The following is a 16,028-nucleotide window of genomic DNA, read 5'->3' as shown; positions in this document are numbered from 1 at the left end:
ATTTACTATAAACTAGGTGGAAAAAGGTCCAGGAAGTGTGGTTCATGCTAACAATATTATTTTCATTAGGAATTCTCGTTTGGATTATTTTTCTGATTGATGCACTGATTGGTTTCCGTCAAGTGGACTCGCTTGAAAAAGAGGAAGGTTTAGAAACAGGCCCCATGTTATCGGTGATCGTAGCAGCTAGAAACGAAGAAAAACAAATAAAGGCAAGTATCCTAAGCCAGCTACAGCAAACCTATAGAAATGTGGAATGGATTTTAGTAGATGACCGCTCCACGGATGAAACTGGAAAACTTCTTGATGAATTGATGAAGGAAGATCCTCGGGTCAAGGTTATTCATGTGAAGGAATTACCTGAAGGTTGGCTTGGAAAAAATCATGCATTATATAAGGGGTCGCTTCAGGCATCAGGAAAATGGCTATTATTCACCGATGCAGATGTGAAGTACGAAAAAGAAGCATTCGCAAAGGCACTTCATTATGCTGAACGACACCAACTCGATCATTTAACAGCAGCGCCCAACTTACATGCAAACCATTTTTGGCTAAAAACCTTTGTTGCTTTTTTTCTATTTGGATTTTCCTATTTTAAGCGGCCATGGATGGCAAATAATCCAAAATCAAAAATTGGAACAGGAATTGGGGCATTTAATCTTGTTTCTAAAGAGGCATATGAATCATTTGGCACACATGAAAGACTAAAAATGCGACCAGATGATGACTTGCAACTGGGGATGAAAATGAAAAAGGCTGGCTACCAGCAAAGAATAGTCACCGCACTAAGGCTAATTGAAGTCGAATGGTATGGGAGTTTAAAAGAGGCATTTATCGGTCTGGAGAAAAATACGTTTGCAGGCCTAAATTATCAAGTCAGGATGGTGTTTTTTTCGATTTTCGGAGTGTTTGTCACCAATGTGCTTCCGTTCCTGACAATTTTTTCTGCAAACAAAACCGTGGCCTTTCTAAGTTTAGGTAATATTATTACGAGTGGTATTCTTTATGTGTTGATTATAAAAAGAATGACGGTCTTTTCCCCTGTATTATTTCTCGTTTTTCCCATTACCGCTTTACTTTTTATTTATTCGATTATTCGGGCAAGCCTGCTGACCTTTAAACGCGGAGGGATCGTTTGGAGAGGAACTACTTACCGCTTGAGTGAGCTGAAAGATCACGACTGAAGCAGTATTGTACATTATATTTATGCCCTTTGCTATACTAAAGAAGGATTAGTATGAAACAGGAGGGATTTTTCAAATGACAACCAAATTATTTTCTCCCATTACCATAAAGGGAGTGACATTACAAAATAGAATTGTTATGGCTCCAATGTGTATGTACTCCAGCCATAATGAAGATGGGCATCTTCAAAACTGGCACCGCACTCACTATACTAGTAGAGCAGTCGGACAAGTTGGTCTAATCATCGTTGAAGCAACAGCAGTTACTCCACAAGGCCGAATTTCTCCACAGGATTTAGGTATTTGGAGTGATGAGCACACAGATGGTTTCAAAGAGTTAGTAAACCTAATGAAAGAACATGGAGCGAAAACAGGCATCCAGCTTGCCCATGCCGGCAGAAAAGCAGTATTAGAAGGTGAAATCATCGCACCTTCAGCGATTGCTTTTAATGAAAAATCGCAAACTCCAAAAGAAATGACAATAGCAGAAATTAAAGAGACAGTGGAAGCATTTAAAAAAGGGGCGGAGCGTGCTGCCAAAGCTGGTTTCGATGTGATTGAAATTCACGGCGCTCATGGCTATTTAATTAATGAGTTTCTGTCGCCACTTTCCAACAAAAGAACAGATGAATATGGTGGCACTGCTGAGAACCGTTACCGCTTGCTGCGTGAGGTCATTGAAGCTGTGAAAACCGTTTGGACAGGTCCATTGTTCGTAAGAGTTTCTGCTCATGATTATCACGAGGATGGTTTAACACCTGAAGATTACATAGTGTTCGCAGATTGGATGAAAGAACAAGGTGTAGACTTAGTGGATGTAAGCTCAGGTGCCGTGGTACCCGCACATATTCATGTGTATCCAGGTTATCAGGTAAAGTATTCTGAAACGATTAAAAATGGAGCTGGTATTCCAACTGGCGCGGTTGGCTTAATCACTACAGGAATTCAGGCTGAGGAAATTTTACAGAATGACCGAGCGGATTTAGTTTTCCTAGCTCGTGAGTTACTGCGCGACCCATACTGGCCACGAACAGCAGCCAAAGAACTTGGGGTTTCCATCGAAGGACCGAAACAATACGAGCGAGGATGGGTATAAGAAAAGCGTAAGCGCCTTGATCAGCCCCGACAAGCAAATGTTCTTCGGCAAGAAAAGTCGCTCTTTGACTTTACTTGCCGAAGGTTATTTGACCCGAGGGGCTAGGCGCTGAAGCTGGACAATTCTCGAAGTCGAATTTTATACTTTCTTATAGTATAATAAAAGATAAAGCACTTCCCCGATTGGGGAAAGTGCTTTTTTTACTTAAGAGGAATATGAATCTCTTTAAAGTCTTCCGCGATGACTGTATTAGGAAAGATTTCCATTGCCTCGGCCACTAACTCGCGCCAATCATTCCGATCATATCGTGAACTGATGTGGGTCAAACATAAATGCTTGCAACCAGCCTTTCTAGCAATATCTGCTGCCTGAGAGGTCGTTGAATGAAAGTAATCATAGGCTAATGTTTCCTCACCCTTTGAAAAGGTAGCTTCGTGAATTAATAAATCTGCCTCTTTAGCCAGCAACAACGCATTTTCGCAGTATCGTGTGTCCCCAAGAATCGTAACGACTCTTCCCTTTTGCTCAGGACCAAGGAACTCATTCGGATCAAGCACCCGTCCGTCTTCCAGAGTAATTGATTCACCATTTTTTATTTGCCTAAAGATTGGCCCAGGTTGAACACCCGCTTCGATTAGCTTATCAGCAAGTAAGGTCCCTGGTCTGTCCTTCTCCATAATTCTATATCCATACGAAGGAATCCCATGTTCAAGCAGACGAGCTTCTACAATAAACTGGTCATCTTCAAAAATAATTCCTTCGCTAATTTCGATGATACTCAAGGGATATTTTAAATAGGTCTGACTTAAGGACAGACTTATCTCAATATATTCTTTAATTCCTTTTGGTCCATAAACCGTAACCTCTGACTCCCCGCCTTGAAACGAACGACTGGATAACAAACCAGGTAACCCATAAATATGATCACCATGTAAATGAGTAATAAAAATTTTTTCAATCCGCCGCGGTTTTAAGGATGTGTGTAAAATTTGATGCTGTGTCGCCTCACCCACATCAAATAACCATACTGCCCCCCGTTCCTCGAGCAATTTCAAGGCTATAGATGTGACATTTCTGAGTTTCGCCGGCATTCCTGCCCCCGTACCTAAAAAAAACAAATCCAAGTGTTATTTCCCCTTTCTTACCGTTCCTTAAGCCAATATTGATAATATAACATAAACTGGTTTGGATTTCTTCTTAGCTCAACTAATAAAAGAAAGACATATCGCTTACATGCAAATCAATATATTTGCGAAACCTAATAAAAACAGCTAAATTAAATACTTGAATGAAGGAATTGTAATTAGACTACATATGCACACTCATGCTATTAGGAAAGAGGTCTTTAACCCGTGGAACAAAATATGAATTCATTAATTATGATCTTCGGAGCAACCGGTGATTTAGCACACAGAAAATTGTTTCCTTCTCTTTACCGATTATTTAAGAAAGGAAGATTAGATAAATTTGCTGTCGTTGGGGTAGCAAGAAGATCATTATCAAATGATGATTTTCAAAAATCTGTAAAGGATTCAGTATTGTCTGCTTTAGGCGATCAGGATAATCTCGATGAATTTGCCTCTCATTTTTATTATCAATCACACGATGTAGCTGATTCAAACTCATACGCAGAATTAAATAAATTGGCACATGAGATTGATGAGAATTATCAACTGGAAGGAAATCGCATCTTTTACCTTGCGATGGCACCAGAATTCTTTGGACCAATCGCTCTCCATTTAAAATCAGATGGGTTAACCAATGTAAAAGGCTACAAGCGCTTAGTCATTGAAAAACCGTTTGGACATGATTTAGAATCTGCCAAAGAGTTAAATAAACAAATTAGAACTGCCTTTTCTGAAGAAGAAGTGTATCGAATTGACCACTATCTTGGAAAAGAAATGGTTCGGAATATTGAAGTCATACGATTTGCCAATGCCATTTTCGAGCCGCTGTGGAATAACCGATATATATCTAATATCCAAATTACGTCTAGCGAGACACTTGGTGTCGAAGAACGAGGACGTTATTATGAAACAAGCGGGGCTTTACGTGATATGTTGCAAAACCATATGATGCAAATGGTAGCCTTGCTTGCGATGGAGCCTCCAATCAAATTGACAACGGATGAAATTCGTTCCGAAAAAGTAAGGGTATTTCGTTCACTCAGAACGGTTGTGGGTGACGAAGTAAATGATTACTTTGTCCGCGGACAATATGGTGAGGGAATGATGGCTGATAAGAATGTTCCAGCCTATCGTGATGAACAAATGGTAGACAAGGAATCGAACACAGAGACCTTTGTCGCAGGGAAAGTGATGATTGATAACTTCCGCTGGGCTGGTGTTCCGTTTTATATTCGAACAGGTAAACGAATGGCAGCAAAATCAACAAAGATTGTCGTTCAATTTAAAGACATTCCAATGAATTTATACTATCAGACGGAAAAAATGTTGAATCCAAACCTTCTTGTTATTCATATCCAGCCGGAAGAGGGAATTACCCTTCACCTTAATGCCAAAAAGGCTGGAGGCCATTTAGACGCACAAGAAGTAAAGCTAAGCTTTGCTAACACAGGAATTAATGCTATGAATACTCCTGAAGGCTATGAGAAGCTGCTTTACGATTGCATGCGCGGCGATGCGACCAACTTTACGCATTGGGATGAAGTAGCCTATTCTTGGGCATTTGTAGATAAGATTTCGGAAGTGTGGGAAGGAACCAAGGCTGAATTCCCTAATTACGCTTCAGGTTCAATGGGACCACAAGCTGCAGATGAACTGTTAGAAAAAGATGGCTTCTTCTGGTGGCCTGTTACAGATTTAGACGTAGATATTTGTAAATAAGAATAAAACAATTAAAAGCTCCACTTTGTTTCCTAGCAAAGTGGAGCTTTTTAGTCTTCTTCTTTATTTTTTATAGGAAATGTACGTAAGAAATCTTTATTGAAGCTTGTCCCCGTCCCTACATTATGTGAAAGATCTACATTATGGGAACCAGCATTTTCAATTATATTTTTTCCATATTTCTCTCGTAGACTAGAAAGTGTTTTAAGCAGTGGCTCTTTTTTCGCGTCGTTTTCAAAGGAAAATAAATCTAACTGCTTATATGCTTGGTCTTGATCCACTAAATCATTGCCAGTAATCCCTAATAAACGAACGGGGTCTCCATTCCAAGATTTTAGAAAGAGCTGTTTTGCAAAGACAGAAAGTTCCTCTTTATGATTGATAGGGTTAGGAAGTTTTTTACTTCTTGTAATCGTTCGTCTGTCCTTATACCGAATCGTAATACCCAAAGTAGTTGTAAGAACATTTTTTCGCTTTAACCTAACAGAAACGGTTTCTGCCAGTGAATCTAACACACGATAAAGCTCATGCTGGTTACTAACATCTCGAGGAAGTGTGGTCGAATTACCGATGCTTTTAAACTCCTCAATAGATCCTGGATCAACTGGCCTTTTGTCGATACCGTTGGCTCTTTCTTTGATCCGAATTCCGTTAATACCAAGAAGGGATTTAAGTTGAATTTCATTGCCTTTCGCTAAATCCCCAATCGTGTGTATAGCGATGGTCGTTAACTTTTCTGCTGTTTTTTTTCCGACACCATGCATTTCATTTGTATTTAATGGCCACAAAATCTTCGGAATATCACGCTTACGAAGAATCGTAATGCCCATCGGTTTTTTCATATCAGAAGCCATTTTTGCCAAAAATTTATTCGGAGCAATGCCGATACTGCACGGCAAATCCAGTTGTTCTAGAACTCTTTTTTGAATACTTTTAGCAATGTCAATCGGACTGCCAAATTCAAAGCTCTCTGTTATATCTAAATAGCCTTCATCTATCGAAACAGGTTCCACCATTTCGGTATACTGTCTGAGAATATCAAACATCCCAATAGATGCCGCCCGGTACCTCTCAAAATTAGGTTTCATTACGATTAACTGGGGACATAGTTTTTTTGCTTCCCACAGCGGCATCGTTGTTTTAACACCAAATTTTCTTGCTTCATAACTGCAGGTCACAATAATTCCCCGTCGCTCCTCCACATTTCCTGCAATCGCTACAGGCTTTCCTTTTAAGTTAGGATCATAGGCCATCTCAACGGACGCATAAAAGCTGTTCATATCCACATGTAAAATGACTCGTCCGTTCTTTGGATACATTTCCTTCATGTTAATCATCCTTAAACCATTAATAGGTCTAGTATAGCAAAAAGGAGAGTCTAAGACCCTCCTTTAAACTTTTCTTATTGATTGGTTATTGATTAGTTACTTCATCAATTATAGCAAGCGTCATTTCTGCCAGCTTGTATAATTCCTCAAGTGGCATGCGCTCATTTGTTGTATGGATTTCTTCATAGCCAACAGCAAGGTTTACCGTTGGAATTCCGAACCCAGCTATCACGTTAGCGTCGCTGCCTCCACCACTATGCTGAAGTTCACAGCTACGACCAATTTTTGCTGCTGCTTTACGAGCAATCTCAACCACAAGATCGCCTTCTCCAAATTTGAAACCAGGGTACATAACTTCCACATCTACTTCTGCTCTGCCGCCCATTTCAGCAGCAACTGTTTCAAATGCTTCCTTCATCTTGCCTACCTGTGTCTGCATTTTTTCAGGTATAAGTGAACGTGCTTCTGCTAAGATATCCACACGGTCACATACGATATTGGTTGCCTGCCCACCTTCAAAACGACCAATATTAGCAGTCGTTTCATGGTCAATTCTGCCTAACGGCATTTTAGCAATGGATTTTGCTGCAATCGTAATGGCAGAAATACCTTTTTCAGGAGCAACACCTGCATGGGCTGTTTTTCCGTAAATCACTGTCTTTACTTTTGCTTGTGTTGGAGCAGCTACAACCACATTCCCAACTAAGCCATCGCTATCAAGAGCATAGCCATACTTTGCCTTCAATAATGAAGGGTCAAGTGCTTTTGCCCCTACTAAACCGGACTCTTCCCCTACCGTAATAACGAATTGAATTAATCCGTGCGGTAGATTTTGTTCTTTTAAAAGACGGATGGTTTCAAGCATAACAGAAATACCAGTTTTATCGTCTGCGCCTAGAATCGTCGTGCCATCAGTAACCACGTAACCATCTTTAATAGAAGGCTTTACCCCTTTTGCAGGTGTAACTGTGTCCATATGGCAAGTAAAGTAAATTGGATCTACTCCCTCTTTAGTTGCTGGAAGCGTACAAACTAAGTTCCCTGCACCATGTCCTGTTACAGATGTGGTATCATCTTCAAAAACTTCAAGACCTAAATCAGAAAACTTTTGTTTTAATACCTTTGCAATTTCAGTCTCAAATTTCGTTTCTGAGTCAATTTGCACAAGCTCTAAAAATTCATTCAAAAGACGTTCTTGATTCACCATTTGATTGACCCTCCAATATATGTACTTACAATCGTCAAGAATAAAGCGCCTAAGCAAGGCGCTTTACACTTTTTCTATTTCAGTATACCTCTTTCTTACGGATATCATCAAATGAAAGAGCATCTGATTAATATTAAAGCGGGATATTCCCGTGTTTTTTATATGGACGTGACTCTTTTTTATTTCTCAGCATCTCTAAAGCCTGAATAATTTTAATTCTAGTTTCACGAGGATCAATGACATCATCCACCATTCCCCTGCTGGCAGCAACATATGGATTGGCAAACTTTTCGCGGTATTCATCGATTTTTTGCTGGCGTGTCAGCTCAGGATTCTCGCTGTTATTAATCTCCTTAGCAAAGATAATATTAGCTGCACCTTGAGGACCCATGACCGCAATTTCAGCATTTGGCCAAGCAAACACCAAGTCAGCACCGATCGACTTGCTATTTAAAGCCACATAAGCCCCGCCATATGCTTTTCTTAAAATTACCGTTAGCTTCGGTACAGTCGCTTCTGAATAGGCGAACAATATCTTTGCACCATGGCGAATGATTCCTCCATGCTCTTGTTTAACACCTGGGAAGAAACCAGTAACATCTTCAAATGTAATAATTGGGATATTGAAAGAATCGCACGTTCTAATAAAGCGGGCGGCTTTATCTGAAGAGTCAATATCTAATCCACCAGCCATCACCTTTGGCTGGTTGCAAACAAGCCCTACTGATTCCCCTTTGATTCTAGCAAAGCCAACGACTATATTTTTAGCAAAATCCTTTTGTATTTCCATAAAAGAGTCTGCATCTGTCACTTGTTCAATCACCTTACGAACATCATACGGGCGAACCGCGTCAAATGGAATCACATCCGTTAAATCTGGACGGTAATCATTTTCATGCTCCACTTCCTGTTTTGGCGATTTTTCCTCATTGTTCTGAGGGAGATAGCTTAATAGCTTGCGCACATTTTGTAAGACCTCTTCTTCAGAGTTTGCTTGGAAATGGGCATTCCCACTGATCGAATTATGAACATTTGCCCCACCTAAGTCTTCGGCAGAGATTTTCTCACCGGTTACTGTTTCAATTACCTTCGGCCCAGTGATGAACATTTGGCTTGTTTTTTCAACCATAAATACGAAATCCGTAATAGCTGGAGAATAAACAGCGCCACCAGCACACGGTCCCATTATTACGGAGATTTGCGGGATGACACCTGAATAAATAGCGTTTCGATAAAAGATATGACCATACCCATCAAGTGAAACGACCCCTTCTTGAATTCTTGCTCCACCAGAATCATTAAGCCCCACAAAAGGCGTACCATTTTTAGCTGCTAAATCCATAACGTTCGCAATTTTTTTCGCATGCATTTCACCTAGAGCGCCGCCAAACACCGTAAAATCCTGTGAAAATAAATAGATTGGACGGCCATTGACTTTCCCAAAGCCAGTTACAACGCCATCACCAGGTCCTTTTTGTTCATCCAGACCAAAGTCATTCGTCCGATGTTCGATAAACGGGTTCAGCTCGACAAACGTCCCTTTATCAACTAAGAGTTCGATTCGTTCTCTAGCCGTTAGTTTTCCTTTCTCATGCTGTTTGTCAATTCGCTCATCCCCGCCACCGAGCTCCACTTCTCTGCGCTTATCGTATAGTTCACTTATTTTTTCGTAGATGTCTAACATTTACCCCTTCATCCCTTTCTTTTCGCATAACTCATACAAAACACCGGTAGACGATTTTGGATGCATAAAGGCTATCTGTGCCCCGCCTGCTCCAAGTCTTGGCTGTTGATCAATCATCTGAATACCCTTTTCTTTCATTTCAATGATTCTTTCTTCAATCGATTCCACGCCCAAAGCCACATGGTGAATACCTTCTCCACACTTTTCAATAAATTTAGCAATCGGACTTTCCTCAGATGTCGGCTCAAGGAGTTCGAGTTTTGTTCCACCTGCTTGTAAAAAAGCAACTTTTACTTTTTGGCTCTCAACCTCTTCTATTCCTAATAAAGTGAGCTCTAACACATCTGTATAAAATGGTAGTGTATTCTCAAGAGATTTAACGGCAATTCCAATATGGTCGACTTTTTTAATCATATATACCCCTCTGTTCCAATATTAAAATAAATTCGACAATTACTCTTATTCGGTAAAAAGTTCATAAATCCTTCCTAAATTACTTAGTTGTTCCGTTGTTCATTTGGGCTTTTCCCTGTAAAATAGGAATATAGCCAAATGCAATAAGGGAGGTACCTAAATTGACTAAAAAGAAAACAAGAAAAATTATTGTTTATTTGATGCTCTTTGCGATGCTTGCTTCCACCCTCCTAATCGGAATCGGCACCTTCTTGTCATAAACATATAAAAGGGACTGTTCGAAAACGAACAGTCCCTTTCCTCATTTAATTGCACCTTGTTCTTGTGCTAGAGCCTCAAATGTTTTTTTAGAGGACACGACTAATATTTTTGTTCCTAACGGAATTAACGGAAATAACGAGGTAACAACTTCATTTTGGGTGCGAATACAGCCTTGTGAGACATACTTGCCTATGGAAGCTGGCTGGTTGGTTCCATGTATCCCATAGGTTCTGCCATCTGTCCCCTTAGCGTCAAAGCCAATCCATCTGGCCCCTAGTGGATTTTTAGGGTCACCCCCTGGGATATTCTCTTTTCGGAAATAAGGTTCTTTTGCCTTAACGGTAATGGTAAAAAGACCCTCGGGGGTTAACTCCTGTGTCTTTCCTGTCCCTACACTAACCACTGTTTGGACTTTATTCTCATTAATAAAGGCCAGTTCATTTCTACTTTTATTCACAATAACAAAAGGATCACCTGGCATTGGATTTGACCCTAATGGCCAAATGGGTGAGATGAAAAAAGCAATCAGGATCGGCGATAAGAGTTTAATCAAAACTGCCACCTGCCTTTTTTTACCTAGTTTGCTTCGATTTTCTTTTTTTCATGCATCCTGGTTTTCTTTGCTTTAAAAGAGCTTTTGATGATTAGATACTCATTCATCTCATTTACTAGTTGCAGCAATGCGGCACGCGTTTCGAATTCTTCTCTCGTTTTTGGCAGCTCCATCTCTTCAAATTCTTTCTTCATTTCTCTTAGTTTCTCAATATAAATATGAGCAGTGTTTCCAGGATGGATATTCAGAGAAAGCTCCTCAAGAAATTCAGCGACCATTTTTCCTTGCTTCACCGTTCTTGTAAGTGAGGTAACCATTGGTAGCACACGTTCAATAATTTCAAACTGTTTTTCTCTCATTTTAAAATAGTGAAAATAAGTGGTATCTTCCCGTAAGAAATGATTTTCCACATCTCTAAATGCCAACGTTTTTGCTTCTTCAAGCAGGCGGGAACATTCGGTAATTTCTTTTCCATCCCAAGTACTATCACCCGTTCGTAAATACCGAACCATTTCACAAAGAATAATTTTAAAGTCTTCCTCCACTTTAACTTGATAATTTTTCAGTTTACTATCAACACTAGGCATATAAAGATTCATAACGAGGGCCACGCCTATTCCGATCACAATAACACCAAGTTCATTGAAAAATATATCCATTGAAATCTTTTGGGCCATATATATATGTAAAATAATGACACTGCTTGTAACCACACCATCCTTCGCTTTTAACATGACAATGGTAGGGATAAAGAAAAACAGCATCACACCAATAACAATCGGATGATAGGAGATCCCCTCAAAAAAAACGGCAGAGAAGGGCATTGCTAATACACAAGCCAAAAAACGATCCCATGCTGTTCGAAGCGATCTCCTTTTGGTCACTTGGATACAAAGGATTGTTAGAATGCCTGCAGAAGCGAAATTATGTAATCCCAGCTGTTGAGCAATAAGAATGGCAATAGCCGTGCCAACAGCCGTTTTTAGTGTCCGATACCCAATGCGAAATTTCATTACAGTTCTCCTTAAAAAAAAATAAAAGATGATCTTTAAGATCATCTTTAACATATCCCTATTTAAGCATGTTTTGCAAGTAATCATCGTTTTAAGCACTAAAGTACTTTTTCTAAAAAGTCCTTTGCTCTGCCTGTGCGAGGACTAGTAAAGAACTCATCCGGCGTGCCTTCCTCTAAGAGCACCCCTTCATCAAGAAACATAATTCGATCAGAAACCTCTCTTGCAAATCCCATTTCGTGTGTGACGATTGCCATGGTCATTCCTGACTGTGCAAGGTCCTTCATTACATTTAGTACTTCCTTAACCATTTCAGGGTCAAGTGCTGACGTAGGCTCATCAAATAACATTAATTGCGGTTCCATTGCAAGAGCCCGCGCAATGGCAACCCGTTGCTTCTGTCCGCCAGAAAGGTTATTTGGATAAGCTGACTCTTTTTCACTAAGGCCCACTTTAGCAAGTAGTTCCCGAGCTTTTTTCTCTGCAGTCTCTCGACTTTCCCCTTTTACTTTCATCGGGGCATATGTTAAATTCTCTAATACTGTCTTATGAGGAAACAAGTAAAAGTGTTGAAAAACCATACCGATTTGCTCACGAACCTTCATGATGTTTGTTTTAGAATCGGTAATCTCTTGGCCATTGATCCATACTTTCCCTTGCGTTGGTGTTTCTAGCAAATTTAAGCAGCGAAGAAAAGTGGATTTACCAGAACCTGATGGACCAATAATGGACACCACTTCTCCACTATTAATACTAGTATTTATATTTTTTAATACTTCATTTTCCCCGAATTTTTTATGGAGGTTTTCAACTTTAATCACTATATTTCATCCTCCTTTCAACCCGCTTACCAATTAACGTTAGCACCATGACTAATACCCAATAAATTAATCCAACAAATATTAATGGTTCGAAGTTTCGATACGTATCCGCTCCCACAACTTGGGCACGTCGCATTAAATCTAAATAACCAATGGTTGAAACGATAGCAGATTCTTTTGTTAAAGTAATAAATTCATTCATAAGTGCTGGTAAGATATTTTTTAAGGCTTGCGGTAAAATAAGATCCTTCATCATCAGACTATATGGAACACCAAGTGCCTGGGCTGCTTCTGTTTGTCCTTTATCAACCGCTTGGATTCCTGCGCGAATGATTTCAGAGACATAGGCTGAAGAGTTTAATCCAAAGGCTAATATTGATGATAAAAATGGTGAAATATCATAGCCTGTTAATTGTGGAATCGCAAAATAAATCAACATTAATTGCAAAATCAAAGGTGTCCCACGGAAAATAGATGTATAAAAATCGCCGAACCAATTTAATACCTTTATACGTGAAATTTTAAGTAAAGCTATAATTGTCCCGAGGACAAATCCAAAAACAATAGATATAATAACAAATTTTAATGTAACCCATATTCCTTCTAAGATAAAAGGAATATAAGGCACAATTTGGCTAAAATCCAAATTCATGCCTTACACCTCACTTCAATATTTTGTTTATATTCCTGTTGTGAAAATTACTGCTGGTCTTTTAACCACTTATCCTTTAATTCTTGAAGTTTTCCGTTTTCTTCTAACTTTTTAAGAGCTTTATTAACATCCTCTTTCAGTTCACTGCCTTTTGGGAATGCAACAGCCATACCTGGAGAACTAGATGTTGGATCATCAAATCCTGCTAGTCCTTGTTCCTTAATATATCCAGTTGCAACTGATTTATCTAAATAAGCAACTTGAACGCGGTCTGATAATAGCTCTTGAATTAACGTAGTTGAGTTATCTAATGGCTTAAGAGTGAAATCAATTTTTTCTTGTATTTTTTTGGCACCTTCTTCTTGAATCGTACCAAGCTGTACGGCAACTGTTTTTCCTTTAAGGTCATCGACTGTTTTAACAGTAGAGTCTTTTTTTGTAATAAACATTTCCCCAGAGTGGTTATAAGCAGTAGAGAAATCTACATTCTTTTGGCGTTTTTCTGTAGCTGACATACCAGCAAGAACCATATCTACACGCTTTGCTTGTAATGCACCGATTAAACCATCAAATTTCATGTCTTTAATTTCAAGCTTATACCCTAATTCATCAGCAATCGCTTTAGCTAAATCGATATCGAAACCAATAATTTTTCCTGCTTTATCTCTTGATTCAAATGGTGCAAAGTCAGCAGATGTTGCCATTGTTAATACCTTTTTGTCTCCGCTTGTTGCCCCATCCTTATTGCTTTGTCCGCATGCAGACAAAACTACTAATGTAAAAATAATGGATAATAATAAAATAGACTTTTTCATGTTGTTTCCCCCTGTTTAGTTTACATATGTTTTTGATTCGTATTTGAATTTTTATTCAACAAAACGAATAATAACACATGCGTATGCATTTGAAAAGATATTATTTTAATATAAAAATATTCTAAAAATTTAGATATATTAAAAACAAGACTCTGTTAAACTTGCCTGTTGATTTCCGCTCCAGGCACAAGCGGTTCGTGGGTGTTTCGGCGAGCCTCCTCGGCGCATGCGCCTGCGGGGTCTCCCCTGAACCATACTCCCACAGGAGTCTTCGTGCCTTCCGCTCCAATCAACAGGGTGTAAAAATCAACACTGTTCTTTAACACAGTCAAAAACAAAAAGTACCTCTAAACGAACAGAGGTACTTTTTTGTCAGTCTTATCTTAATACATTTTGACGGAATTCATTCTTCATTTTTTCAAATTCCTCTTTATTGGTAATTAAATCATAGCCCGTCATAGCAAGGGCCAGTGCACCTCTTGCCAGAATCTGATGAGAGTTGTCTGTGATGGTTAAATCTGCAAACTCTCTTGTATGAGCAATTAACCCAGGTGAATCGAGACCAATATAAGGATGAATAGCTGGAACCACATGACTCACATTTCCCATGTCAATGGAACCGTAAGAATCTTTAGCTTTCTCAACCTTCTTAACACCGGTGGATAATAGATTATTTGAAAAAAGCTGGGATAAAGTATGATTCGTGACCATATTGTCATAGCTCAATTCATAATTTTCAATATGCACATCTGCACCAGTCATCATAGATGCACCTTTAGCGATACTGATTACCTTTTGAACAACTTCGTTTAAATAGGTACGGTCCTTTGCACGAACATAGAATTGAGCAACTGCTTTATCTGGGACAATATTGGCTGCAACCCCACCCTCCTTAATAATTCCATGAATTCTTACGTCAGATGTTACATGTTGACGAAGGGCATTGATCCCGTTAAATAATTGAATGACGGCATCCAGTGCATTGATCCCCTTTTCAGGAAACGCAGCAGCATGACTTGTTCTGCCACGGAAGTCAAATTGGATGGCATCCATAGCTAAAGAGTCCCCGCTCTCATACGATTCATCTGCCGGGTGCAAAATCATCGCAGCATCAATGTCATCAAAAATTCCTTGTTCAGCCATCGGAACCTTTGCTCCATTCGTTTCTTCTGCTGGTGTGCCTAAAACTACCACACGGCCTCCAATTTCATCTACTACTTTACTTAAGAGAACCCCTGCTCCCGCACTCATCGTTCCAATTAAATTATGCCCACATCCATGCCCAATCTCCGGCAACGCATCATATTCAGAAAGATATGCGATTGTTGGTCCCTCCTTCTTACTGTCATAAACAGCTTTAAAGGCTGTAGGTCGATCTACAATTCCTTTTTCAACAGTAAAATGGTGCCCCTCCAAAAACTCTACTAAGAGTTTCATTGATTCGTATTCTTGATCACCCAGTTCTGGGTGATGATATAGCTTGTCACTTATATCCCATAACTTGCTTTGAATAGTTTCTGAATAGTTATTTAAAAATTCTTTCATGGTCAAAACTCCCTTTAAAATGATTAAAGTTACGATTTAATTAATAAATATACACGAAATTCTGTGTTTCGACAATAAAAAAGAGCCAAATCATAATGAATTGGCCTCTTAACGAATGTATACTTTATAGTTCTTCACAATGCTTTTCAAATTCATTTTGAAGCTTTGCAACGACTGATGCAGGGTCAAAGCCCTCAATTTGGTGTCTCTCGACCATTGTAATAATTTCCCCATCCTTTAATAGGGCAAAAGATGGAGAGGAAGGAGGGTAGCCAGTGAAATAGCTTCTAGCTGTCTCAGTTGCTTCCTTATCTTGCCCGGCAAACACAGTAACTAAATGATCCGGACGTTTATCGTAATGAAGGGCATGTGCAGCAGCTGGACGAGCAACCCCACCTGCACAACCACAAACAGAATTAATCATCACTAAAGTTGTACCCTTTTGTGCAAATGCTTCTTCCACTTCAGTTGGGGATTTTAATTCCTTATATCCAGCTGACACAATTTCTTGTCGTGCCTGGTTAACAACATCATTCATAAAAAAGTTGAAATTCATACTCACTTACATTCACTCCTTCTTGTTTGTTCATAACTACATCATAACAGTTA

16 protein-coding genes are annotated in these 16,028 nt (G+C 39.3%); 4 read left to right on the top strand and 12 right to left on the bottom strand.

Annotated elements, in window-relative coordinates; genetic code table 11:
• The first annotated feature begins 44 nt into the window (after positions 1–44).
• Together RCG25_RS08720 and namA are read left to right on the top strand one after the other, a co-directional pair.
• Positions 45–1,184, top strand: a complete 1,140-nt coding sequence (locus RCG25_RS08720) for a glycosyltransferase family 2 protein (protein WP_308083279.1) — start codon at positions 45–47, stop codon at positions 1,182–1,184.
• 76 nt (positions 1,185–1,260) lie between these two features.
• Positions 1,261–2,280, top strand: coding sequence for an NADPH dehydrogenase NamA (namA, locus tag RCG25_RS08715; RefSeq protein ID WP_308083278.1), 1,020 nt, complete (start codon positions 1,261–1,263; stop codon positions 2,278–2,280).
• Between the two features lie 200 nt (positions 2,281–2,480).
• On the opposite strand, the gene rnz is transcribed toward namA, so the two are convergent.
• The gene (gene rnz, locus RCG25_RS08710; protein WP_308083277.1) at positions 2,481–3,404 is read right to left on the bottom strand and encodes a ribonuclease Z; all 924 of its coding nucleotides are present in this window, start codon (positions 3,402–3,404) and stop codon (positions 2,481–2,483) included.
• A 255-nt stretch (positions 3,405–3,659) separates the two neighbouring features.
• Here rnz and zwf point away from each other — a divergent pair, with 255 nt between their 5' ends.
• Positions 3,660–5,126 (top strand): glucose-6-phosphate dehydrogenase, encoded by a 1,467-nt coding sequence (zwf, locus tag RCG25_RS08705; RefSeq protein WP_374121066.1) that lies wholly within the window; start codon positions 3,660–3,662, stop codon positions 5,124–5,126.
• Positions 5,127–5,176: 50 nt separating this feature from the next.
• Here the strand turns inward: zwf and RCG25_RS08700 are convergent, their stop codons facing one another.
• The 4 genes from RCG25_RS08700 to mce all read right to left on the bottom strand — a co-directional run bounded on the left by RCG25_RS08700 (position 5,177) and on the right by mce (position 9,759).
• A complete protein-coding gene (locus RCG25_RS08700) occupies positions 5,177–6,454 on the bottom strand; it encodes a DNA polymerase IV (protein ID WP_308083275.1) in 1,278 nt (425 codons plus the stop codon).
• A gap of 85 nt (positions 6,455–6,539) precedes the next feature.
• Complete coding sequence (locus tag RCG25_RS08695; protein WP_308083274.1) at positions 6,540–7,661, bottom strand: tripeptidase T; 1,122 nt, start codon at positions 7,659–7,661, stop codon at positions 6,540–6,542.
• A gap of 133 nt (positions 7,662–7,794) precedes the next feature.
• Positions 7,795–9,345: an acyl-CoA carboxylase subunit beta gene (locus RCG25_RS08690; protein ID WP_308083273.1), complete on the bottom strand. Its 1,551-nt coding sequence runs from the start codon at positions 9,343–9,345 to the stop codon at positions 7,795–7,797.
• Entirely contained in the window at positions 9,346–9,759 is a 414-nt protein-coding gene (gene mce / locus RCG25_RS08685; RefSeq protein ID WP_308083272.1) for a methylmalonyl-CoA epimerase, read from the bottom strand.
• Positions 9,760–9,920: 161 nt separating this feature from the next.
• On the opposite strand from mce, the gene prli42 reads away from it, so the two are divergent.
• Positions 9,921–10,019: a stressosome-associated protein Prli42 gene (prli42, locus tag RCG25_RS08680; protein WP_308083271.1), complete on the top strand. Its 99-nt coding sequence runs from the start codon at positions 9,921–9,923 to the stop codon at positions 10,017–10,019.
• 41 nt (positions 10,020–10,060) lie between these two features.
• Here prli42 and RCG25_RS08675 read toward each other — a convergent pair whose 3' ends face one another.
• From RCG25_RS08675 to RCG25_RS08645, 7 genes are all read right to left on the bottom strand, one after another.
• Complete coding sequence (locus RCG25_RS08675; protein WP_308083270.1) at positions 10,061–10,573, bottom strand: L,D-transpeptidase; 513 nt, start codon at positions 10,571–10,573, stop codon at positions 10,061–10,063.
• Between the two features lie 23 nt (positions 10,574–10,596).
• On the bottom strand, positions 10,597–11,586 hold the full coding sequence (locus RCG25_RS08670) for an aromatic acid exporter family protein (protein ID WP_308083269.1): 990 nt from the start codon (positions 11,584–11,586) through the stop codon (positions 10,597–10,599).
• Positions 11,587–11,684: 98 nt separating this feature from the next.
• Complete coding sequence (locus RCG25_RS08665) at positions 11,685–12,407, bottom strand: amino acid ABC transporter ATP-binding protein (protein WP_308083268.1); 723 nt, start codon at positions 12,405–12,407, stop codon at positions 11,685–11,687.
• Positions 12,400–13,059 (bottom strand): amino acid ABC transporter permease, encoded by a 660-nt coding sequence (locus tag RCG25_RS08660; RefSeq protein WP_308083267.1) that lies wholly within the window; start codon positions 13,057–13,059, stop codon positions 12,400–12,402. The genes RCG25_RS08665 and RCG25_RS08660 overlap by 8 nt, the downstream gene beginning before the upstream one ends.
• 47 nt (positions 13,060–13,106) lie before the next feature.
• Complete coding sequence (locus tag RCG25_RS08655; RefSeq protein WP_308083266.1) at positions 13,107–13,874, bottom strand: ABC transporter substrate-binding protein; 768 nt, start codon at positions 13,872–13,874, stop codon at positions 13,107–13,109.
• A gap of 378 nt (positions 13,875–14,252) precedes the next feature.
• The gene (locus RCG25_RS08650; RefSeq protein ID WP_308083265.1) at positions 14,253–15,419 is read right to left on the bottom strand and encodes a M20 family metallopeptidase; all 1,167 of its coding nucleotides are present in this window, start codon (positions 15,417–15,419) and stop codon (positions 14,253–14,255) included.
• A gap of 124 nt (positions 15,420–15,543) precedes the next feature.
• A complete protein-coding gene (locus tag RCG25_RS08645) occupies positions 15,544–15,975 on the bottom strand; it encodes a BrxA/BrxB family bacilliredoxin (RefSeq protein WP_308084133.1) in 432 nt (143 codons plus the stop codon).
• Between the last annotated feature and the right edge of the window lie 53 nt (positions 15,976–16,028).

The organism is Neobacillus sp. PS2-9 (assembly GCF_030915525.1).
Taxonomy (GTDB): domain Bacteria; phylum Bacillota; class Bacilli; order Bacillales; family Cytobacillaceae; genus Neobacillus.
The sequence above is the reverse complement of the archived record's forward strand: the minus strand, read 5'-3'. Positions and strand labels throughout refer to the sequence as shown.